The organism is Streptomyces sp. NPDC098789, assembly GCF_044759975.1.
Classification (GTDB): Bacteria; Actinomycetota; Actinomycetes; order Streptomycetales; family Streptomycetaceae; genus Streptomyces.
Window position 1 is genome coordinate 474960 of sequence record NZ_JBIWAJ010000002.1, and the last position, 20800, is coordinate 495759.

The 20800-nt window shown below is 70.0% G+C and carries 19 protein-coding genes; 9 read left to right on the plus strand and 10 right to left on the minus strand.

Annotated features, from left to right (window positions below; genetic code table 11):
• Positions 1 to 8: 8 nt before the first annotated feature.
• Entirely contained in the window at positions 9 to 1073 is a 1065-nt protein-coding gene (locus ACIQWR_RS06405; RefSeq protein ID WP_404005495.1) for a M4 family metallopeptidase, read from the minus strand.
• Positions 1074 to 1437: 364 nt separating this feature from the next.
• On the opposite strand from ACIQWR_RS06405, the gene leuA reads away from it, so the two are divergent.
• The 6 genes from leuA to ACIQWR_RS06435 all read left to right on the plus strand — a co-directional run bounded on the left by leuA (position 1438) and on the right by ACIQWR_RS06435 (position 9576).
• Positions 1438 to 3210 carry a 2-isopropylmalate synthase gene (leuA, locus tag ACIQWR_RS06410; RefSeq protein ID WP_404005496.1) on the plus strand — a complete coding sequence of 591 codons (1773 nt, stop codon included), beginning with the start codon at positions 1438 to 1440 and terminating at the stop codon, positions 3208 to 3210.
• 253 nt (positions 3211 to 3463) lie between these two features.
• On the plus strand, positions 3464 to 4168 hold the full coding sequence (locus ACIQWR_RS06415) for a TerB family tellurite resistance protein (RefSeq protein WP_404005498.1): 705 nt from the start codon (positions 3464 to 3466) through the stop codon (positions 4166 to 4168).
• 1684 nt (positions 4169 to 5852) lie between these two features.
• A complete protein-coding gene (locus tag ACIQWR_RS06420; protein WP_404005499.1) occupies positions 5853 to 7298 on the plus strand; it encodes a nucleobase:cation symporter-2 family protein in 1446 nt (481 codons plus the stop codon).
• A 95-nt stretch (positions 7299 to 7393) separates the two neighbouring features.
• On the plus strand, positions 7394 to 8140 hold the full coding sequence (gene recO, locus ACIQWR_RS06425; protein WP_399265894.1) for a DNA repair protein RecO: 747 nt from the start codon (positions 7394 to 7396) through the stop codon (positions 8138 to 8140).
• A gap of 11 nt (positions 8141 to 8151) precedes the next feature.
• A complete protein-coding gene (locus ACIQWR_RS06430; RefSeq protein WP_399265896.1) occupies positions 8152 to 8979 on the plus strand; it encodes an isoprenyl transferase in 828 nt (275 codons plus the stop codon).
• Between the two features lie 21 nt (positions 8980 to 9000).
• Positions 9001 to 9576 carry a YcxB family protein gene (locus ACIQWR_RS06435; RefSeq protein ID WP_404005500.1) on the plus strand — a complete coding sequence of 192 codons (576 nt, stop codon included), beginning with the start codon at positions 9001 to 9003 and terminating at the stop codon, positions 9574 to 9576.
• A 19-nt stretch (positions 9577 to 9595) separates the two neighbouring features.
• Here the strand turns inward: ACIQWR_RS06435 and ACIQWR_RS06440 are convergent, their stop codons facing one another.
• From ACIQWR_RS06440 to ACIQWR_RS06455, 4 genes are all read right to left on the minus strand, one after another.
• Positions 9596 to 10024: a transcriptional repressor gene (locus tag ACIQWR_RS06440; RefSeq protein WP_354380179.1), complete on the minus strand. Its 429-nt coding sequence runs from the start codon at positions 10022 to 10024 to the stop codon at positions 9596 to 9598.
• Positions 10025 to 10095: 71 nt separating this feature from the next.
• Entirely contained in the window at positions 10096 to 10965 is an 870-nt protein-coding gene (locus ACIQWR_RS06445) for a metal ABC transporter permease (RefSeq protein ID WP_404005501.1), read from the minus strand.
• On the minus strand, positions 10965 to 11759 hold the full coding sequence (locus ACIQWR_RS06450; RefSeq protein WP_399265905.1) for a metal ABC transporter ATP-binding protein: 795 nt from the start codon (positions 11757 to 11759) through the stop codon (positions 10965 to 10967). The genes ACIQWR_RS06445 and ACIQWR_RS06450 overlap by 1 nt, the downstream gene beginning before the upstream one ends.
• 32 nt (positions 11760 to 11791) lie before the next feature.
• Positions 11792 to 12748 (minus strand): metal ABC transporter substrate-binding protein, encoded by a 957-nt coding sequence (locus ACIQWR_RS06455; RefSeq protein WP_404005502.1) that lies wholly within the window; start codon positions 12746 to 12748, stop codon positions 11792 to 11794.
• 153 nt (positions 12749 to 12901) lie between these two features.
• On the opposite strand from ACIQWR_RS06455, the gene ACIQWR_RS06460 reads away from it, so the two are divergent.
• On the plus strand, positions 12902 to 14284 hold the full coding sequence (locus ACIQWR_RS06460) for a glycine--tRNA ligase (RefSeq protein ID WP_404005504.1): 1383 nt from the start codon (positions 12902 to 12904) through the stop codon (positions 14282 to 14284).
• Between the two features lie 70 nt (positions 14285 to 14354).
• On the opposite strand, the gene ACIQWR_RS06465 is transcribed toward ACIQWR_RS06460, so the two are convergent.
• The 4 genes from ACIQWR_RS06465 to ACIQWR_RS06480 all read right to left on the minus strand — a co-directional run bounded on the left by ACIQWR_RS06465 (position 14355) and on the right by ACIQWR_RS06480 (position 17352).
• Positions 14355 to 15074, minus strand: coding sequence for a VC0807 family protein (locus ACIQWR_RS06465; RefSeq protein ID WP_404005505.1), 720 nt, complete (start codon positions 15072 to 15074; stop codon positions 14355 to 14357).
• A gap of 172 nt (positions 15075 to 15246) precedes the next feature.
• Positions 15247 to 15840 carry a TetR family transcriptional regulator gene (locus tag ACIQWR_RS06470; RefSeq protein WP_399265913.1) on the minus strand — a complete coding sequence of 198 codons (594 nt, stop codon included), beginning with the start codon at positions 15838 to 15840 and terminating at the stop codon, positions 15247 to 15249.
• Between the two features lie 21 nt (positions 15841 to 15861).
• Entirely contained in the window at positions 15862 to 16917 is a 1056-nt protein-coding gene (locus tag ACIQWR_RS06475) for an aldo/keto reductase (RefSeq protein WP_404005506.1), read from the minus strand.
• Between the two features lie 87 nt (positions 16918 to 17004).
• Positions 17005 to 17352 carry a DoxX family protein gene (locus tag ACIQWR_RS06480; protein ID WP_404005507.1) on the minus strand — a complete coding sequence of 116 codons (348 nt, stop codon included), beginning with the start codon at positions 17350 to 17352 and terminating at the stop codon, positions 17005 to 17007.
• 90 nt (positions 17353 to 17442) lie between these two features.
• On the opposite strand from ACIQWR_RS06480, the gene ACIQWR_RS06485 reads away from it, so the two are divergent.
• Positions 17443 to 17949 (plus strand): MarR family winged helix-turn-helix transcriptional regulator, encoded by a 507-nt coding sequence (locus ACIQWR_RS06485; RefSeq protein ID WP_404005508.1) that lies wholly within the window; start codon positions 17443 to 17445, stop codon positions 17947 to 17949.
• Positions 17950 to 18036: 87 nt separating this feature from the next.
• Here the strand turns inward: ACIQWR_RS06485 and ACIQWR_RS06490 are convergent, their stop codons facing one another.
• Entirely contained in the window at positions 18037 to 19470 is a 1434-nt protein-coding gene (locus ACIQWR_RS06490) for an MFS transporter (protein ID WP_404005510.1), read from the minus strand.
• Between the two features lie 64 nt (positions 19471 to 19534).
• Here ACIQWR_RS06490 and dusB point away from each other — a divergent pair, with 64 nt between their 5' ends.
• Positions 19535 to 20677 (plus strand): tRNA dihydrouridine synthase DusB, encoded by a 1143-nt coding sequence (dusB, locus tag ACIQWR_RS06495; RefSeq protein WP_404005511.1) that lies wholly within the window; start codon positions 19535 to 19537, stop codon positions 20675 to 20677.
• Positions 20678 to 20800 lie beyond the last annotated feature (123 nt).

Below are 20800 nucleotides of genomic sequence, written 5' to 3' on the forward strand. Positions count from 1 at the left end.
TACCGGCTCTACGCGGTCGGCACACCCACCTGGGACCAGGCCTTCAGGAGCGCCTCGTGCTCGGCGCCGCCCGACCCGAAGCGGGTGGCGGCCGCGGCCACCGACAGGCGCGCGAAGGAGGCGAAATCGGCGTCCGTGGCCAGCTCGCCGCCCGTGAGGGTGTCGTACCAGATCTGCCCGGCCCGCTCCCAGGCCTTGCCGCCGAGTTCGGTGGCGGCCAGGTAGAAGGCGTGGTTCGGGATGCCGGAGTTGATGTGCACCCCGCCGTTGTCCCCGCTGGTCCTGACGTAGCCGTCCATGCTCGCGGGCTGCGGGTCCCGGCCCAGCTCGTCGTCGTCGTAGGCGGTGCCGGGCGCCTTCATGGAGCGCAGGGCGACCCCGCTGACGTTGGGCCCGAGCAGCCCGGCCCCGATCAGCCAGTCCGCTTCCTGCGCGCTCTGGTCCAGGGAGTACTGCTTGATGAGCGAGCCGAAGACGTCCGACATCGACTCGTTGAGGGCGCCGGACTGGCCGTAGTACTCCAGGTTGGCCGTGTACTGGGTGACGCCGTGGGTCAGCTCGTGCCCGATGACGTCCACCGAGACCGTGAAGTCGACGAAGAGGTCGCCGTCACCGTCGCCGAACACCATCTGGGTGCCGTCCCAGAACGCGTTGTTGTAGTGCTCGCCGTAGTGGACGCTGGCGTTCAGGGGCAGGCCCGAACCGTCGATGGAGTGGCGCCCGTACGCCTTCAGGTACAGGTCGAAGGTGGAGCCGAGGCCGGCGTAGGCCCGGTTGACGGAGGCGTCCTTGTGCAGCGGCCCGCCTTCGGCGCGGACCTTCTTGCCGGGCAGTCGGGTGTGGTGCTGGGCGTCGTAGATGGTCCGGGCCGGGGTGTCGGACGGCGGGGTGCCGAGGGCCGGGGCGATGCCGCGGACGGTGTTGATGCGGCGCCGGGTGCGCTGGAGCGAGTCGTGTTCCAGGGTGCGCTGTGCGAGGTCGGCGCGCCGGGTGTCGTCGGAGCGTGCGATGCGGTCGAGGACGTGCGGCGGCACGATCGTGCAGAAGACGGGGTGCTGAGGTGTGGCATCCATGCCGGGAAATGTGGCACTGGGTCATGCCGGTGTCACTAGCTGCAACCATGATTCATTCGACTGTCTGAAACCGAGTGGACCCGGGTTGACGGATCGCCCGGACCTGGGCGCAGCGAAAGAGTCATAGCTCACAAGTGGTGCAAAACGGACTGCATGGTCTTGCATACTGAAACAGGTCCCCGCACAGCCGCGCGGCTGGGCTAGGGTGCGGTCATCATGCGTTTTGGGCTGCTTCTCCTTAGCTGCCGCGGCGAGGGCCCGTAGTCGTAGGCCGACCCCCTCCCCGCGGAGTCCGGTGTTGCGGTTTTACTGCCTGTCGGCCGTCCCAGCGAACATCACGTGGACACGCGAGGAGCCCTACGCCATGACTCAGCACACCTTTGCGGGACGACCCACCCCGATCACCAACGCCACGCACACGCAGCGCCCCTCCGGCATGCCGATCCACAAGTACGGCGCGTACGAGCAGGTGGACATCCCCGACCGCACGTGGCCGAACGCCCGCATCACCAAGGCTCCCCGCTGGCTGTCGACCGACCTGCGCGACGGCAACCAGGCCCTGATCGACCCGATGAGCCCCGCCCGCAAACGCGAGATGTTCGACCTGCTGGTGCGCATGGGCTTCAAGGAGATCGAGGTCGGCTTCCCCTCCTCCGGCGATACCGACTTCAACTTCGTGCGCTCCATCATCGAAGAGGGCGCCATCCCGGACGACGTCACCATCTCCGTACTGACCCAGGCCCGCGAGGACCTGATCGAGCGGACCGTCGAATCGCTGGTCGGCGCCAAGCGCGCGACCGTGCACCTGTACAACGCCACCGCGCCGACCTTCCGCCGGGTCGTCTTCCGCGGCTCCAAGGAACAGATCAAGCAGATCGCCGTCGACGGCACCCGCCTGGTCATGGACTACGCCGACAAGATCCTGGGCGACGAGACCGTCTTCGGCTACCAGTACAGCCCGGAGATCTTCACCGACACCGAGCTGGACTTCGCCCTGGAGGTCTGCGAGGCCGTCTGTGACGTCTGGCAGCCGGGCGAGGGCCGCGAGATCATCCTGAACCTGCCCGCCACCATCGAGCGCTCCACGCCCTCGACCCACGCGGACCGCTTCGAGTGGATGGCCCGCAACCTGACCCGCCGCCCGTTCGTCTGCATCTCCGTCCACCCCCACAACGACCGCGGCACCGCGGTGGCCGCCGCCGAGCTGGCCGTCATGGCCGGCGCCGACCGCGTCGAGGGCTGCCTGTTCGGCCAGGGCGAGCGCACCGGCAACGTCGACCTGGTCACGCTGGGCATGAACCTGTTCTCCCAGGGCGTCGACCCGGAACTGGACTTCTCCGAGATCGACGAGGTCCGTCGCACCTCCGAGTACTGCAACCAGATGGAGGTCCACCCGCGCCACCCCTACGCGGGCGACCTGGTCTACACGTCCTTCTCCGGCTCCCACCAGGACGCCATCAAGAAGGGCTTCGACGCCATGGAGGCCGACGCGGCTGCCCAGGGCAAGACGGTCGACGACATCGAGTGGGCGGTGCCCTACCTGCCGATCGACCCGAAGGACGTCGGCCGCTCCTACGAGGCGGTCATCCGGGTCAACTCGCAGTCCGGCAAGGGCGGGATCGCGTACGTCCTGAAGAACGAGCACAAGCTGGACCTGCCGCGCCGCATGCAGATCGAGTTCTCGCGGATCATCCAGGCCAAGACCGACGCCGAGGGCGGCGAGGTCACGCCGAAGGCGATCTGGTCCATCTTCGCGGACGAGTACCTGCCCAACAGCGCCGACGCGGAGGCCCGTTGGGGCCGCATCCAGCTGCGCTCCGGCCAGACGACCACGGACAAGGACGGCACCGACACGCTGACCGTCGAAGCGGTCGTCGACGGCGCGGACACCGTGCTGGAGGGTACCGGCAACGGTCCGATCTCGGCCTTCTTCGCCGCACTGGCCGCCATCGGCATCGACGCCCGCCTGCTGGACTACACCGAGCACACGATGAGCGAGGGCGCCTCCGCGCAGGCCGCCTCGTACATCGAGTGCGCCATCGACGGTCGGGTCCTGTGGGGCATCGGCATCGACGCGAACACCACCCGCGCCTCGCTGAAGGCCGTCATCTCGGCGGTCAACCGCGCTGGTCGCTGAGGCTGAGCCGGACCGCGGCCCCGCCCCCTCGTGCGCGAGGGGGCGGGGCCGCGGTGCGTGGCGGGGGTCCCTCGAACGAGGGAGGGTTCGGGTGGAAATCGAGGGGTATTCCGGGGGTACCGCCGAGGGCGCACTTCGGCCAACTCGCGGACTCGACCGATGTTGTCTTGTCACACGACTGACGCATGCTCACCGATGTGGCTAACATCACGCCAACCCGGCGATGTTGCCGGACCGTTACGGAGGTGCGAACGTGCTGCCAGTTCGGGGCGGGACCGGCCGGAAGCTGTTGGCGTGGGGCATCCGTACCACCTGGAACACCGTGGGCGACGGAGAATTCTTCTGCCCGAGCTGTGGCGGTGACCGCAACTACCGGCGCCGCACGGGCCGTCGACGGCTGACCGTGCTGGGCGTGCCGCTGCTGCCGCGCGGCACCGTCGGCCCCGTGGTCGAGTGCGCGGCCTGCCGCGACCGCTACGACACCGAGGTGCTCGACCACCCCACCACCACCCGCTTCTCGGCGATGCTGCGGGACGCCGTCCACACGGTCACCCTCGCGGTCCTGGCGGCGGGCGGCACGTCCTCGCGCAGCGCCCTGGAGGCGGCCGTGGGCGTCGTGCGGGCCGCGGGCTTCCAGGACTGCACGGAGGAGCAGCTGGAGTCCCTGGTCGAGGCACTGGCCACCGACGAGGGTCGGCTGGGGCTGTACGAGGGTCCGGAGTGCTGCGGGGCCGCCCTCTCGATCGAACTCCACGAGGTACTGGAGCCCCTGGCCCCGCACCTGGCGGGCCCGGGCCGCGAGTCGCTGCTGCTCCAGGGCGCCCGCATCGCCCTGGCCGACGGCCCGTACATCCCGGCCGAGCGGGAGGTCCTGACCACGGTCGGCGCCGCGCTCCGCCTGGACACGGACGAGGTGTCGACGCTGCTGGCGGGGGTCCGGGCGACGGGGTCCTGGTGAGGTGACCCGGCGGTGTGCGCGGCGTTGCCGCGTGTGCCGGCGGCTTTGGCGGGGCGGGGCGGGGTCGGGGTGTGCGGCTTTGTCGCGTTGGGCGGGTGCTTCGGGTGGGGCGGGGTCGGTGGGGTTCCGGGGGCTGACCGTCAGTTCCACTGTCTCTCCGGGGTGGGCCGGGCCCTCAAGGGCGCTCCCTGCGGTCGCGTCGCTGCGCGATGGCCTGCGGCCACCCTTGACCGCCCGTCCCACCCCGGAAAGCCAAGAACTGTCGGGCCGCCCCCGGGGGAAGGCATGGGGGACCTGATCCTCCGCGACTGGATTCCGGGCAGTGAGGGATGGGCTCCGAGTGCGGCCCCGCCGCGCCCTCCGGGCGAACAGCAACAGACGACAAGCGACAAGCCACAAGCGACAAGCACGCCCTCAGATCGCTACGCGCTTCTCCGAGAGAAGCGTCTGCGAGTTGATTTGGGCTGGTGGGGGCATGTTGGTCTCTGTTGGGGGCTGTTCGGGGTGGGAGCTCGGCGAGGCCGAGTATGGGGCAGGTCTGAGGCCGTCCGCCCCATGGATACGGGCTCCAAATGCTCACAAAAGGGGCATCTGGGAGGGGTGTTGAGTCCCACCCATCGCCTGACCCGACTCCTGCTCGGTGGAGCCGAGCTTCCACCCCTCCTGCACCACTCACCAGCCCAAATCAGCCCGCTGACGCTTCTCTCGGAGAAGCGCGTAGCGATCTGAGCGCGCTCTTGTGGCCTGTCGCTTGTGGCTTGTCGCTGTTGCTGTTCGCCCGGAGGGCGCGGCGAGGCCGTACAGGGCCGCTGCCTCATTGCTCGGAATCTAGTCGCACAGGATCAGGTCCCCCCTGCCTTCCCCCGGGGGCCGCCCGACAGTTCTTGGCTTTCCGTGACGGGGTGGCCTGTCAAGGGTGGAGCGCAGCGACATCGCGTAGCGACGCGACGAAGGAGCGCCCTTGATAGGTCGCCCCGGCACGGAGAGACAGTTGAACTGACGGGCAGCCCCCGGAACCTCCCCGACCCCGCCCCACCCGAAGCCCCCGCCCCCGCGGCGAAGCCGCGCCCCCCGCCCTCGCCCGCGCCCCCCACCCCCCACCCCCCGATGCATATGATCCGGCCTTCGCCGCGGAGTCGCGTCGCCCGGGGGGCGGGGGCAAAGCGGGGCGTACGGGGTCTGGGATCGGTAACGATCCGGCCTCGTGGGTGGCTGAGAGGTGTCGTCAGATGGGTGGAGGAGATCGCTCCGGGGTTGGCGTATCCACCAATTGGACTGGCGTTCGGGTCGGTTCTGGTTTGCGGGGTGGAAGTGGTGGGCTCGGTGTTCTTGCACGTCAGGCGGTTGGTTGGGGTGGTGCTTCGCTGGCGCGACACGGGAAGGCCGGCTTGGGGGGTGGGTTTCGCATACGCCGCCCTGGCTGCGGCCGCTATTGGAGAAACCTCCACAGATGGGTTCACGAAACCTCAACAATTTGTGGAAGTCGACGATATCTGTGAAGCCCCCCACAGGCGTTCAATTCCGGTCACACGGCGAGCTGCTGCCCGTAACACGGCGCGGCTTCGATTCGCGTGAACGCACTGACAACCCTGACGGATCAACGGGTTCGCGACCCACTCCGGCCCAGGGATAACCAGACCCCCGATTCCTCTCGCTTACCTACCTCTTGAAGGGCAAGGCAGAGATGGCACGTGTCGCCGCCCGGCTTTCCGGCAACGAAGAGCAGAGCACGCACCCGGTCGACGAGGTGCTCCCCCTCCCCAAGCTCGCGCTGTACGGCTTCCAGCACGTACTCGCGTTCTACGCCGGTGCGGTGATCGTTCCGATCCTCGTCGGCAGCGCGCTCAAGCTCACTCCCGAGCAGTTGGTCTACCTGATCAACGCGGACCTCTTCACCTGCGGCATCGCCTCGATCATCCAGGCCTGGGGCATCGGCCGGATCGGTGCGCGGCTGCCGATCATCCAGGGCGTCACCTTCACCGCCGTGTCCCCGATGATCGCCATCGGACTGGGCGCGGGCGGCGGGACGGCCGCCCTGTTGGTGATCTACGGGGCCGTCATCACCGCGGGCATCGCGACCTTCGCCTTCGCCTGGATGCCCGCCCGGGTGTTCAAGATCGTGATGTCGCTGTTCCCGCCCGTCGTCACGGGCACGGTGATCACGATCCTCGGCATCGTCCTGCTGCCGGTCGCCCTCAAGGACGTCGTCGGCGGTGCGCCGCTGGTCGGCGACGGCGGTGACCCCACGCAGCTGGCCTACGCCGCCGGCACGATGCTCTTCGTCCTGGTCGTGATGCGGCTGGGCAAGCCCTTCCTGTCCAGCATCGCGGTCCTGCTCGGCCTGGTGGGCGGCACCCTCGTCGCCTTCGCCCTCGGTGACGCGAAGTTCGCCGCCGTCGGCGCCTCCGACTGGGTCGGGGTCACCACGCCCTTCCACTTCGGCGCCCCGAAGTTCGAGTGGTTCCCGATCCTCCTCATGCTGATCGTCATGCTGATCACCATGGTCGAGACGACCGGTGACACCTACGCCGTCGGCGAGATCGTCGGCAAGGACATCGACAGCGAGACCGTGGCCCGCGCCCTGCGCGCCGACGGCGCGGCCACCGCGATCGGCGGTCTGCTGAACTCCTTCCCCTACGTCGCCTTCGCCGAGAACGTCGGGCTGGTCCGGGTCACCAAGGTCAAGAGCCGGTTCGTGGTGGTCTCCGCGGGCGTGATCATGATCATCCTGGGGCTGCTGCCCAAGGCCGCGGCCATCGTCGCGGCGATCCCGCCGGGCGTCCTCGGCGGCGCGGCCACCGTGATGTTCGGCATGGTCGCCCTGGCGGGCATCCAGACCTTGGGCAAGGTGGACCTCAAGGAGGAGAAGAACGCGCTGATCGTCGGCGTCTCCCTCGCCTTCGCGCTCTTCCCGGCCACCGTCCCGGCCTTCTTCGAGAAGCACATGAGCGTGGACACGGCCTCGCTGCTCAACAGCGGCGTCACCCTCGGTGCCACGGCCGCGATCGTGCTCAACCTGCTCTTCAACGGCCTGTCGAAGGGCGACCCGCACGCGGTGGCGCCCGTACCCGAGGCGGTCGTGCCGGCGCAGGCGACGGAGGGCGAGAGCGCCCCGGCGCCGACCGTCTGATCCGTCGGTGAGACACGTCCCCGGACCGGCCCCCTCCGCCGGTCCGGGGACGCCGGCGTCCGTGGTCTGTCGGTGCCGTACGGGACAATGGGGCCATGAGTCTGTTCCGCGACGACGGCATCGTGCTGCGCACCCAGAAGCTGGGTGAGGCGGACCGCATCATCACGCTCCTGACCCGTGGCCACGGCCGGGTCCGGGCCGTGGCCCGCGGCGTGCGGCGGACCAAGTCGAAGTTCGGCGCCGGGCTGGAACCTTTCTCCCACGCCGACGTGCAGTTCTTCGCCCGGGGCAGCGATCTGGTCGGCCGCAGCCTGCCGCTGTGCACCCAGACCGAGATCATCCACCCCTACGGCAACGGCATCGTCGTGGACTACGCCCGCTACACCGCCGGCACCGCGATGCTGGAGACGGCCGAGCGGTTCACCGAGCAGGAGGGCGAGCCCGCCGTACAGCAGTACCTGTTGCTCGTCGGCGCCCTGCGCACCCTCTCGCGCGGCGAGCACGCGCCCAACCTCATCCTCGACGCCTTCCTGCTGCGCTCCCTCGCGGTCAACGGCTACGCCCCCAGCTTCACGGACTGCGCGAAGTGCGGGATCCACGGGCCCAACCGGCACTTCTCCGTCGCCGCGGGCGGGGTCGTCTGCGGGGACTGCCGGGTGCCCGGCAGCGTCGTACCCTCGTCGGAGGCCGTAGGACTGCTCAGCGCCCTGCTCACCGGGGACTGGGCGCACGCGGACGCCTGCGAGGCGCGCCACGTCCGGGAGGGGAGCGGCTTGGTCTCCGCCTACTTGCACTGGCATCTGGAGCGCGGGCTACGCTCCCTGCGATACGTCGAGAAATAGGAGCTGGACACATGGCACGACGCGGGATCCTGGGACGCAGCCGCCGGGACTACACGCTTCCGGAGCCGCACCCGTCCGGTGCGCGCCCGCCGAAGATTCCCGGCGAACTGGTTCCGAACCACGTCGCGGTCGTCATGGACGGCAACGGCCGTTGGGCCAAGGAGCGCGGACTGCCGCGCACCGAGGGGCACAAGGTCGGCGAGGGCGTGGTCCTCGACGTGCTCAAGGGCTGCCTGGAGATGGGCGTCAAGAACCTCTCCCTGTACGCCTTCTCGACGGAGAACTGGAAGCGCTCGCCCGACGAGGTGCGCTTCCTGATGAACTTCAACCGGGACGTCATCCGGCGCCGTCGCGACGAGATGAACGAGCTGGGCATCCGCATCCGTTGGGTCGGCCGCATGCCGAAGATGTGGAAGTCGGTCGTCCAGGAACTCCAGGTCGCGCAGGAGCAGACCGTCGACAACGACGCGATGACGCTGTACTTCTGTGTGAACTACGGGGGCCGGGCGGAGATCGCGGACGCGGCGCAGGCGATCGCCCGCGACGTGGCGGCGGGTCGCCTCGACCCGTCGAAGGTCAACGAGAAGACCTTCGCGAAGTACATGTACTACCCGGACATGCCGGACGTGGACCTCTTCCTGCGGCCCAGCGGCGAGCAGCGGACCTCCAACTACCTCCTCTGGCAGAGTGCTTACGCCGAGATGGTCTTCCAGGACGTGCTGTGGCCGGACTTCGACCGGCGCAACCTCTGGGCGGCCTGCCTGGAGTACGCGCAGCGCGACCGCCGGTTCGGCGGGGCGCTGCCGAACACGCCGGAAATCCCCGGACAGCCGGGCTGATCGCGCCCTATCCTCACCGCCATGGACACGGGTGGGGATCAGGCACATGACATGAGCGCGGGGGCCGGTGACGGCGGGGCGGAGCGATCCGTGGAACTCGTCTACCGGCCCACCACGCAGGACCTGGCCGAAGCGCTGCGCGCCCGGGCCCGGCACACGGGCTCCGGGCGGTTCCAGCGGTGGCTGCTGCTGACCGCCGGGCTGCTGATCACCTTGGTCAGCGGCCTGTCGCTGTTCGCGAAGGGTCCGTTCGACGCCTCGCGGCTGCTGTTCCCGTGCGCCGGGCTGCTGATGCTGGCCCTGGCGTTCTACGGGCCGCAGCTCACGGCGCGCACCATGGGGGGCCTGCTGGCCAAGATGGGGGAGGCCCGGGCCGTGGTCGGTGACGCCGGGGTACGGGTGACCACGGCGGGCAGCGAGACGCGGATCGCCTGGGCGCTGCAACCGACCTACGTGGAAACGCCCGCGACGTTCGTCATGTTGAGCGACGACAAGCGCTCCGTGGCCATGACGGTGCTCCCCAAGCGCGGGGTCGCGGACCCCGCCGACCTGGAGCGGCTGCGGGCCATCCTGGACCGGAACCTGCGGCGGCGCTGAGCCCGCCGCCGGCGCCGGATCAGCCCGCCGCGGCGCAGTCCGCGCAGGTGCCGAAGATCTCCACGGTGTGGGCGACGTTCACATAGCCGTGCTCGGCGGCGATCGTCTCGGCCCACTTCTCCACGGCCGGGCCCTCCACCTCGACGGCCTTGCCGCACTTGCGGCAGACCAGGTGGTGGTGGTGCTCGCCGGTGGAGCAGCGCCGGTAGACGGATTCGCCGTCGCTGGTGCGCAGCACGTCGACCTCGCCCGCGTCGGCCAGGGACTGCAGGGTGCGGTAGACCGTGGTGAGGCCCACGGAGTCGCCGCGGTGACGGAGCATGTCGTGCAGCTCCTGGGCGCTGCGGAACTCGTCCACCTCGTCCAGCGCGGCCGCGACGGCGGCCCGCTGCCGGGTCGAGCGCCCTCGTACTGGCGCGGTGTTCATCTCGCCAGGGGCAGTCGCCACCGGGTCCTCCTCGTCTAGGGCCGTCGTGCCATTGTGCCAGTCCGGCGGTCCCGGGCGCCCCGTCCGGAGCGCTACTGGACCTTCACGTCGTCCCGGGTGCAGACCTGTTCGGCGGCGCGCGCGGCCCGGGCCCGCCGCCGGGCGAGCGGGGTGGAGACGAGCGAGAGCACCAGGAAGACGGCGATGGCCAGGAGGACGATCATCGCGCCCGAGGGGACGTCGATGTAGTACGTCGCGGCGGTGCCGGTCAGCGAGATCGCGAGGCTGAGCGCCGTGGCCAGGCCCAGGGTGGCGGCGAAGCCGCGGGTGAGCCGCTGGGCGGCCGCGACCGGGATCACCATCATGGCGCTGACCAGCAGCAGGCCGACGATGCGCATGGCGACGGTGACGGTGACGGCCGCGGTGATCGCGATCATCAGGTTCAGGAAGCGCACCGGCAGGCCGGTGACCCGCGCGAACTCCTCGTCCTGGCAGACCGCGAAGAGCTGGCGGCGCAGGCCGATGGTGACGGCCAGGACGAAGGCGGACAGGATCGCCATCGCGGTGACGTCCTCGGGCGCGACCGCGGCGATCGAGCCGAACATCGGGCCCAGCAGCTTGGCGGTGGAGCCGCCCGGGGCCAGGTTGATGATCATCACGCCGCCCGCCAGGCCGCCGTAGAAGAGCATCGCGAGGGCGACGTCGCCGCTGGTCTTGCCGCGCGCGCGGATCAGCTCCATGCCGACGGCGCCGACGACGGCGACCAGCGTTGCCATCCAGACCGGGCTGGTCTGGAACAGGAAGCCGAGCGCGACACCGGTCATGGCGACGTGGCCGAGGCCGTCGCCCATGACCGCCTGGCGGCGCTGGACGAGGTACGTGCCGATGGCGGGGGCCGTGACGGCGACGAGGGCCGCGGCGATCAGCGCCCGCTGCATGAAGGGGTAGGCGAGGATGTCCATCAGCTCAGCAGTCCCGTCCGGATCGGTTCGGCGTCGTGGGCCGCGTGGGGGTGTACGTGGTCGTGGCCGGGCAGCGCGTGCTGGCCCAGGGCCTCGGGGGGCGGTCCGTCGTGCGTGACGCAGCCGTCGCGCAGGACGACGGCCCGGTCGATGAGGGGTTCCAGCGGGCCCAGCTCGTGCAGGACGAGCAGGACGGTGGTCCCGGCCTCCACCTGGCTGCGCAGGGCGTTCGCGAGGACCTCCTGGTTGGCGAGGTCGACCCCCGCCATCGGCTCGTCCATGATCAGGAGCTCGGGCTCCACGGCGAGGGCCCGGGCTATGAGCACGCGCTGGTGCTGGCCGCCGGAGAGGGCGTTCACCGAGGAGTCGGCGAACCCGTCCATGTCCACCAGGGCGAGGGCGCGCTGCACGGCCGCCTTGTCGGCGGCGCGCAGCCGGCCGAAGCGGGTGCGGGCCAGGCGGCCGGCGGAGACGACCTCGCGGACGGTGGCCGGGACGCCGCTGGCGGCGGTGGTGCGCTGGGGCACGTACCCGATGCGCGACCATTGCCGGAAGCGCTTGAACTCCGTACCGAAGAGGGAGAGGGCCCCGGCGGTCAGCGGGACCTGGCCGACGACGGCGCGCACGGCCGTGGACTTGCCGGAGCCGTTGGCGCCGAGCAGGGCGACGACCTCACCGCGCCGCACGGTGAGGTCGATCCCGCGCAGCACGGGGCGCGAGCCGAGCGTGGCCGTGGCCCCGCGCAGGGATATGACGGGCTGCTCCGCCGCTGTCGCGGCTGCCGTGGATTCCATGGCTCGCGCCTCCGTTGCTGCTACTGCTGCCATTACTTGTTGCCGAGCGCCTTCTGCAGGTTCTTGAGGTTGGACCGCATGATCGCGAAGTAGTCAGCGCCCTGGGACGTGTCGGTGATTCCCTCGAGCGGGTCGAGGACGTCGGTCTTCAGTCCCGTGTCGCGGGCGAGCGTCTTGGCCGTCTTGTCGCTGGCCAGCGCTTCGAAGAACACGGTCGTCACATTGTCCTTCTTCGCGACGTCCTGGAGCTGCTTCATCCGGGCGGGGGTCGGCTCGGACTCGGGGTCGACGCCGGAGATGCCCTCCTGGTCGAGGCCGTAGCGCGCGGCGAGGTAGCCGAAGGCGGAGTGGGTGGTGATGAAGGTCTTGGAGGCCGTGTTCTTCAGGCCGTCCTTGAACTCGGTGTCCAGCGCGCCCAGTTTGGCCACGAGGTCGTCGGTGTTCTTCTTGTAGTCCGCCGCGTGGTCCGGGTCGGCCTTCTCCATCGCGGCGCCGACGCCCTTGGCGATCTCCGCGTACTTGACCGGGTCGAGCCAGACGTGCGGGTCCGTGCCGCCGTGGTCGTGGTCGTGGTCCGCTTCGCCCTCGGCGTGGTCGTGGCCGGAGTCGCCGTGCACCTCCAGCTTGGTGAGCGTGGCGGCGTCGACGATGTTCTTGGCGGGGGTCTGCGCGACGGCCTTGTCGACGGCGGGCTGCAGGCTCTTGAGGTAGACGACGAGGCCGGCCTCGCCGAGGCGGGCGGTCTGCTGGGGGGTGATCTCCAGGTCGTGCGGTTCGACGCCCGGCTTGGTCAGGGAGTCGACCTTCACGTGGTCCTTGCCGATCTGCTCGGCGAGGAACTGCATCGGGTAGAACGACGCCATCACGCTGAGTCTGCCGTCCTTGGTGGTGCCCGCGGAGGCGGTGCCGGAGCAGCCGGTGAGGGCTGCGGCACCGAGGGCCGCGGCGGTGGCGAGGGCGGCGGTGGGTATGAGGCGTCGTACGTTCATGACATCCATTTTCATCAAAGATGGAAACGATTGTCAACAAGCTGGGTGGTGGGGCCCCGGCGGCCGCTCTAAGGGGATCCGATTTGAAGGAGGGGGTGGGCGCGCCGGTAACCTAAAGGCTTCGCCGTTCGTCCTCGTAATGAAGAGAGCACCGTGGCCGCCGACAAGATCGAAACCATCGTCAGCCTGAGCAAGCGCCGTGGCTTCGTTTTCCCGTGCAGTGAGATCTACGGCGGCTCCAGGGCTGCCTGGGACTACGGCCCGCTCGGAGTCGAGCTGAAGGAGAACATCAAGCGCCAGTGGTGGCGTTCGATGGTCACCGGTCGTGAGGACATCGTCGGCCTCGACTCCTCCGTGATCCTGGCCCGCGAGGTCTGGGAGGCCTCGGGCCACGTCGCGACCTTCTCGGACCCGCTGACCGAGTGCACCTCCTGTCACAAGCGCTACCGCGCCGACCACCTGGAGGAGGCGTACGAGGCGAAGCACAACCGCCTGCCCGAGAACGGCCTGGCGGACATCAACTGCCCGCACTGCGGCAACAAGGGCCAGTTCACCGAGCCCAAGCAGTTCTCCGGCATGCTCCAGACCCACCTCGGTCCGACCCAGGACGCCGGCGCCGTCGCGTACCTGCGCCCGGAGACCGCCCAGGGCATCTTCACCAACTTCGCCCAGGTGCAGGTGACTTCCCGCAAGAAGCCCCCGTTCGGCATCGCCCAGATGGGCAAGTCCTTCCGCAACGAGATCACGCCGGGCAACTTCATCTTCCGCACGCGCGAGTTCGAGCAGATGGAGATGGAGTTCTTCGTCAAGCCGGGCGAGGACGAGCAGTGGCAGGAGTACTGGATGCAGGAGCGGTGGAACTGGTACCGCGACCTCGGCATCCGCGAGGAGAACATCCGCTGGTACGACCACCCGAAGGACAAGCTCTCCCACTACTCGAAGCGCACCGCTGACATCGAGTACCGCTTCAACTTCGGTGGCAACGAGTTCTCCGAGCTGGAGGGCGTGGCCAACCGCACCGACTTCGACCTCAAGGCGCACTCCGCGGCCTCGGGTCAGGACCTCACCTACTTCGACCAGGAGTCGGGCGAGCGCTACACCCCGTACGTCATCGAGCCGGCCGCCGGTGTGAACCGCGCGATGCTCGCCTTCATGCTCGACGCGTACAACGAGGACGAGGCCCCGAACGCCAAGGGCGTCATGGAGAAGCGCACCGTGATGCGCTTCGACCCGCGCCTGGCGCCGGTCAAGGTCGCGGTGCTGCCGCTCTCGCGCAACGAGAAGCTCTCGCCGAAGGCCAAGGGCCTCGCCGCAGACCTGCGCAAGAACTGGAACATCGAGTTCGACGACGCGGGCGCCATCGGCCGCCGCTACCGCCGCCAGGACGAGATCGGTACGCCGTTCTGCGTCACCGTCGACTTCGACACCCTGGACGACAACGCGGTGACCGTGCGCGAGCGCGACACCATGAAGCAGGAGCGCGTCTCCCTGGACCAGATCCAGAGCTACCTCGGCAGCCGTCTGATCGGCTGCTAGTAGGTGCACGAAAGGGGTGGCCCGGTGCGCACCGCGCACCGGGCCACCCCTTTCTTCATGTCGCTCCGGATCAGGCGGTGGTGCCGACGGCCCGCTCGGCCGCCTCGCGCGCGGCGGCCCTGGCCTCGCCCTCGGCCTGCATGCGCTTGGAGTAGCGGACGGTCCAGAAGATCAGCGACACGAGGAAGCCGTAGATCAGGACGGGGCTGAGGACCACCATGGTGTCGGTGGTCAGCGTGTACGCCAGCACCACGCGCAGCGCGGCCTCGACCAGGTAGGCCACGCCCCAGACGGTGGTCATCCAGCGCATCGCCCGGCGGAAGTCCGGGTACTGCCACAGCCCGTTGAAGTGGGCCACGCCCGCGGCGGTGCCGTCGGTGCCGAACTTGCGGCCGAAGTAGAACATCAGCGGCCGCGGCGCCAACAGCGTGGCGACGCACAGCGTGCCGAACAGGCCGGTCACGGCCGAGTCCTTGACGAGCAGGGCGCGGGCCGAGTGGGTGCCGACCAGGGTGACCAGGGCGGTGATCACCAGGAACACCAGGGTGACGATGGCGAATTCGTCGATGTGGCGGCGCCAGGCGAGCGAGACGACGGTGTCGACCACCGGCCAGGCGCTGCTCAGCAGCAGCGCGGTGAACTCCGTCCACCCCCGCCCGGTGAGGATGTTGTAGGTGACGATCGGCGCGACCACGTTGAAGACGATGGTCACGATCCAGCCGATCGCCGTGGCCGAGCCCGAACGGGCCGGTGGCGCGGCCTGTGCTGTCGGTGCTTCTTGAGCGGACAACGTTCCCCCTGAGGCATGCCTGATGAAGTGCGGTAAGGGGAACGTAAAGAGGATGCCCCGTCAGGGCAACGGCCTCTCGCACAAAATGATCACCAAGCTGTCCGGACCGCTCGGTTCCGGCCGCTCTGGGCCGTCCGCGGTCCGTGGCCCGCGGTGCCCGGGGTGAGGGGCGTCAGGCGCGCAGGCCCCGGACGATGAGTGCGGAGACGGCCTCGAACTCCGTGATGATCGTCGGCGAGAGCCAGTCCGCCGCGTACTGCGGGTCGTGGAAGCGGCCGGTGGCGTCGAAGACGGCGCGGGCGGCCGCCGGCACGTCCGGCGCGGCCAGGGATCCGGCGGCCACACCCTCGGCGATGATCCGGGTCAGCTGGGCGATCAGCTGGGTGAGGTGGTCGTCCACCACCCCGCTGTTCTCGGCGAGCAGCACGGTGTAGGTGGCGAACAGCTCCGGGTCGGCGCCCGCCTTGTGCCGCTTGGTCTCGAACAGCGCCTCCAGCCACGCCTCCAGCTTGGAGGGGGCGGTCCCGGTGGGAGCCGAGACGATCTCCTCCAGCATGATCACGTTGCGCGAGAGCCAGCGGTCGGTGACCGCCTCGCGCAGTGCGGCCTTCGACGGGAAGTGTCGGTAGACGCTGCCGTGGCTGACTCCGAGGGCGCGCGCCACGTCCACCACGGTCGCCTTCGTGGGGCCGAAGCGGCGCAGCACCTCCTCGGTGGTTTCGAGGATGCGCTCGGGGGTCAGGGGTTCGGCAGCTGCGGGAGGCATGTCTGCGACCGTACCGGCAGCTCAGTGCTCACTGTCGAGGTGGGCCATCTGCGCCGCCGGATACCGCTCGCCCGCCGCAGCGCCGGCGGGCACGGCCGCCTCGATCGCGGCCAGATCGGCAGGGGTGAGGACGGTGTCGAGGGCGCCCAGGGCCTCCATCAGCCGGGCCCTGCGGCGCGCGCCCACCAGCGGGACGATGTCCTCGCCACGCGAGAGCACCCAGGCGATGGCGGTCTGCGCCACGCTGACGCCCTTGTCGTCGGCCACCTTGCGCAGGGCGTCGACCAGGTCGAGATTGCGGCCCAGGTTGTCCCCCTGGAAGCGGGGGCTCATCCCGCGGAAGTCGCCGGGGGCGAGGGCGCGGTCGCGGGTGAAGTGGCCGCTGATCAGGCCGCGCGAGAGCACCCCGTACGCCGTGATGCCTATGCCCAGCTCGCGGGCGGTGGGCAGGATCTCCTCCTCGATGCCGCGGGAGATGAGGGAGTACTCGATCTGGAGGTCGGAGATCGGTGCGACCGCGGCGGCCCGGCGCAGGGTGTCCGCGCCGACCTCGGACATCCCGATGTGCCGGACGTGGCCCGCCTGTACGGCCTCGGCGATCGCGCCGACGGTCTCCTCGATCGGGACGTCCGGGTCCACGCGGGCGATCCGGTAGATGTCGATGTGGTCCCGGCCGAGCCGCTGGAGCGAGTAGGCCAGGAAGTTCTTCACGGCCGCGGGGCGCCCGTCGTATCCGGTGAAGCCGCCCTCGACGGTGCGCAGCGCGCCGAACTTGACGCTGGTGAGGGCCTGGTCCCGGGCCGCGGCCGGAGCGGTCCGCAGGGCTTCGTTGATCAGGAGTTCGTTGTGCCCCATGCCGTAGAAGTCGCCGGTGTCCAGCAGGGTGACCCCCGCGTCCAGGGCGGCGTGGATCGTGGCGATGGACTCGGACCGGTCCGCCTCGCCGTACAGGGCGGACATGCCCATGCAGCCGAGGCCGAGCGGATGGACGGTGGGGCCGGTCGTGCCGAGGGTGCGGTGGTGGGCGGTCCGGGCGTGTTGGGTGCGCTGAGTGTTCTCGTTCGTGTTCGTCGTCATGCCAGAAGAATGACATGACGGGTGACAGATTTCAATATCTGTCACCCGTTCCTCTTCTTCTTCATTCGAACGGGTGCTCGGGCGTGCTCACGCCGAGGCGATGCGCAGGGTCAGGGCCGCGGCCGAGATCAGGGTCAGGACGGCCGCCGGGGCGAGTTCGTAGTGCTTGACCCGCAGGTGGGTGATGACGGCGCCGATGAAGTAGAGGGTCACGCCGGTCGCGGCGGCTATGCCCAGGGGGGTGGACCAGAGCCCGCCGACGAGGCCGACGGCGCCGGCCGCCTTGAGCGCCGCCAGTCGGGGCAGCCAGGAATCGGGCACGCCCACCGCCCGCATGTTCGAGGCCACGGGCTCGGCGCGACGCGCGGTGAGCGTGGCGGACGCGGCGAGGGCGAGGGCGAGGAGGGTGGCCGTGGCGAGGTACGCGATGAACATGAAGGACTCCAACGATCGGGGTTATTCAATCATTGAACAGCATCAACGATCGATCGATGGAAATCATTTCCTGACTGTTACGGTAAGGAGATGACCGCTCAGGACGCCCCGGACGTACCGAAGGCACACCACGGCCAGGAAGCCCCGCCCTGTCGAGGCGGGCAGGAGCCGGCGGAGCGCCTGAGCGTGCTGTTGGCCCGGCACGGTTCGGCCGCCGAGACGCGGATGCGGCGGGCGCTCAATGCCGCCGGGCTCACCCCGCGCCACGCCATGACCCTGATGAGCCTGGAAGCGGGACCCGTGAGCCAGCGGGCCCTCGCCGAGCTGCTGGAGGTCGACCCGAGCGTCCTCGTCGGCCTCCTCAACGACCTGGAGGGCGCGGCCCTGGTGGAACGCCGCCGTGACCCGTCCGACCGGCGCCGGCACAACGTGGCCATCACTCAGGCCGGTTCCGCCGCGCTCCGTACGACGGACGAGGCGCTCGACGCCGTGGAGCAGGCGCTCTTCGCGGGGCTCTCGGAGCGGGAGCGCGCCGTGCTGGGCGACCTGCTGGGCCGGATCGACACGCGGGCCGAAGACTTCAGCTGCGGCGAGTAGCCCGGCCGGACCGCGGGTCGGTTCGCGGGTCGGTTCGCGGGCCGGACCGCGGGTTGGTTCGCGGGCCGGGCCGCGCGCCCCGGCGGGTCAGGCGGCCGGGACCTTCTCCAGCGTCCGGGAGGTCCGTACGGCCGTGGACCGGGCCCAGCTGCCGCTGGTCAGCAGGCCCACGACCAGGACGGCCAGCCCGCAGGCCGTGATGATCCACCAGGCGGGCCGGGCCGCGTCCCCGAAGGCCGTCGCCGTGTAGGCGTGCCCGCCGAGCCCGGCCGCCAGCACCGCGCCGATGACCGCGACCCCCAGGGTGCCGCCGGTCTGCCTGCTGGTGGAGGCCACCGCGGCCGCCACGCCCGCCTGGGCGCGGGGCATCCCGGAGACGGCGGTGTTGGTGATGGGCGCGTTGACCATGCCGAAGCCGAGCCCGAAGAGCACGTACCCGGTGAAGAGCAGCGGGGTCGAGGACGCGGCGTCGAAGGCGGCGAACAGCAGGCCGCTCGCACCCATCGACACCCCCGCGACCAGCAGCGGCAGCCGCGGCCCGCGCGAGCCCACCAGCCGCCCCGACAGCGGGGCCATGAGGAAGGTGAGCGTGGCCATGGGCAGCATGTAGAGCCCGGCGTGCAGCGCGCTCAGCCCGCGCACCTCCTGGAGGTACAGGGTGTTGAGGAAGAGGAACCCGGACAGAGCGGCGAAGGCGCTGACCGCGATCACGGTGGCCCCGCTGAAGGGTGCGCTCCGGAAGAACCGGGGGTCGATCAGGGGTTCGGCCCGCCGGGGCTCGTAGACGAGCAGCCCGACCAGCGAGGCGACGGCCAGCGCCGCGCAGCCGAGGGTCAGCGGGGAGGTCCAGCCCGCGGCCGGCGCCTCGATGATCCCGTAGGTCATGGAGCCCAGCAGCGCCATGACGAGCAGCTGGCCCACCGGGTCCGGGCGGCGCGGCCGCTCCGCGCGGGACTCGGGGACGTAGCGCAGGGTCAGGAGCAGGGCGAGGAGGCCGACGGGGAGGTTGATCCAGAAGATCGACCGCCACCCGACGGAGTCGACGAGCAGCCCGCCGATCAGCGGGCCCGCGGCCATGGAGATGCCGACGACCCCGCCCCAGACGCCGATGGCGCGGGCGCGTTCCTTCGGGTCGGTGAAGGTGTTGGTGATGATCGACATGGCGACCGGGTTGAGCATCGAGCCGCCGACGGCCTGGATCATCCGGAAGACGATCAGCCACTCCAGGCTGGGGGCCAGCGAGCACAGCAGCGAACCGGCGGTGAAGAGCACGAGTCCGGCGGTGAAGACCTTGCGGCGGCCGATCCGGTCGCCCGTGGAGCCGGCGAGCATCAAGAGCGAGGCCAGGACCAGCGTGTACGCGTCGATCGTCCACTGCATCCCGGAGACCGAGGCGTCCAGTTCGCGGCGCATGGCGGGCAGGGCGACGTTCAGCACGGTGCTGTCGAGGCTGACGATCAGCAGGCTCATGCAGCAGATGGCCAGGATCAGGAAGCGGCGCCCGGGGCTCATGTCGTGCATGATGCCGATAGTACGCCTAACTAAACAAATGCGGGGCGCGGCACGGCTGGGCGACAATGGGGGCATGACCACGCTCCCCCCGCCCCTCGCGATCGGCCCGCACACCGTGCAGCCGCCGGTGGTGCTCGCGCCGATGGCCGGCATCACCAACGCCCCGTTCCGCACCCTCTGCCGCGAGTTCTCGGGCGGCAAGGGGCTCTTCGTGAGCGAGATGATCACGACGCGTGCGCTGGTCGAGCGCAACGAGAAGACCATGCAGCTGATCCACTTCGACGAGAGCGAGAAGCCCCGCTCGATACAGCTGTACGGCGTCGACCCGGTCACGGTCGGCAAGGCGGTCCGCATGATCGTGGAAGAGGACCGGGCCGACCACATCGACCTGAACTTCGGCTGCCCGGTCCCCAAGGTGACCCGCAAGGGCGGCGGCTCGGCCCTGCCCTACAAGCGGAACCTGCTGCGCGCGATCCTGCGCGAGGCGGTCGCGGGCGCCGGTGAGCTGCCGGTGACGATGAAGATGCGCAAGGGCATCAACGACGACCACCTCACCTACCTCGACGCGGGCCGGATCGCCGTCGAGGAGGGCGTCACCGCCATCGCGCTGCACGGGCGCACCACCGCCCAGCACTACGGCGGCACCGCCGACTGGGAGGCCATCGCGCGCCTCAAGGAGCACGTGCCGGAGATCCCCGTGCTCGGCAACGGCGACATCTGGTGCGCCGAGGACGCGCTGCGCATGGTCCGCGAGACGGGCTGTGACGGCGTGGTGGTCGGACGCGGCTGCCTGGGGCGGCCGTGGCTGTTCAACGACCTCGTGGCGGCCTTCGAGGGTCGCCCCGAGGACTTCCACAAGCCGACGCTGCGCGAGGTCGCGGCGACCATGCACCGCCACGCGCAGCTGCTGGGGGAGTGGATCGGTGACGAGGCGCGCGGGGTGATCGACTTCCGTAAGCACGTGGCGTGGTACACCAAGGGCTTCTCGGTGGGTTCCGAGATGCGGCAGAAGCTCGCCGTCACCTCGTCCCTGGCCGAACTGGACGCTCATCTGAGCGAGCTCGACCTGGACCAGCCGTGGCCGGACAGCGCGGACGGTCCGCGCGGCCGGACGTCCGGAAACAACCGAGTTGTCCTCCCCGAAGGCTGGCTCAAGGATCCCTACGACTGCGCCGGGGTCAGTGAGGACGCCGAGCTGGACACGTCCGGCGGCTGAGGAAAGGCCCTCCGGGACCCCCTCGGGCGGCGTGAGATACGCCACGCATGGGTGGGGTTGCGCTCAGATGAGCGCTCGTTTCGCGGCTATGACTTCCAAAGGGTGGCACTGGGTGCCACCCTT

What these genes read in the sequence shown, in the direction of transcription:
- ACIQWR_RS06435 (WP_404005500.1), top strand. Translation starts at nt 9,001, where the DNA reads ATGGACACGGGTGGGGATCAGGCACATGACATGAGCGCGGGGGCCGGT.
- dusB (WP_404005511.1), top strand. Translation starts at nt 19,535, where the DNA reads ATGACCACGCTCCCCCCGCCCCTCGCGATCGGCCCGCACACCGTGCAG.
- ACIQWR_RS06450 (WP_399265905.1), bottom strand. Translation starts at nt 11,759, where the DNA reads ATGGAATCCACGGCAGCCGCGACAGCGGCGGAGCAGCCCGTCATATCC.
- ACIQWR_RS06485 (WP_404005508.1), top strand. Translation starts at nt 17,443, where the DNA reads ATGACCGCTCAGGACGCCCCGGACGTACCGAAGGCACACCACGGCCAG.
- ACIQWR_RS06445 (WP_404005501.1), bottom strand. Translation starts at nt 10,965, where the DNA reads ATGGACATCCTCGCCTACCCCTTCATGCAGCGGGCGCTGATCGCCGCG.
- ACIQWR_RS06480 (WP_404005507.1), bottom strand. Translation starts at nt 17,352, where the DNA reads ATGTTCATCGCGTACCTCGCCACGGCCACCCTCCTCGCCCTCGCCCTC.
- ACIQWR_RS06475 (WP_404005506.1), bottom strand. Translation starts at nt 16,917, where the DNA reads ATGACGACGAACACGAACGAGAACACTCAGCGCACCCAACACGCCCGG.
- recO (WP_399265894.1), top strand. Translation starts at nt 7,394, where the DNA reads ATGAGTCTGTTCCGCGACGACGGCATCGTGCTGCGCACCCAGAAGCTG.
- ACIQWR_RS06470 (WP_399265913.1), bottom strand. Translation starts at nt 15,840, where the DNA reads ATGCCTCCCGCAGCTGCCGAACCCCTGACCCCCGAGCGCATCCTCGAA.
- ACIQWR_RS06420 (WP_404005499.1), top strand. Translation starts at nt 5,853, where the DNA reads ATGGCACGTGTCGCCGCCCGGCTTTCCGGCAACGAAGAGCAGAGCACG.
- ACIQWR_RS06490 (WP_404005510.1), bottom strand. Translation starts at nt 19,470, where the DNA reads ATGCACGACATGAGCCCCGGGCGCCGCTTCCTGATCCTGGCCATCTGC.
- ACIQWR_RS06430 (WP_399265896.1), top strand. Translation starts at nt 8,152, where the DNA reads ATGGCACGACGCGGGATCCTGGGACGCAGCCGCCGGGACTACACGCTT.
- ACIQWR_RS06455 (WP_404005502.1), bottom strand. Translation starts at nt 12,748, where the DNA reads ATGAACGTACGACGCCTCATACCCACCGCCGCCCTCGCCACCGCCGCG.
- ACIQWR_RS06405 (WP_404005495.1), bottom strand. Translation starts at nt 1,073, where the DNA reads ATGGATGCCACACCTCAGCACCCCGTCTTCTGCACGATCGTGCCGCCG.
- leuA (WP_404005496.1), top strand. Translation starts at nt 1,438, where the DNA reads ATGACTCAGCACACCTTTGCGGGACGACCCACCCCGATCACCAACGCC.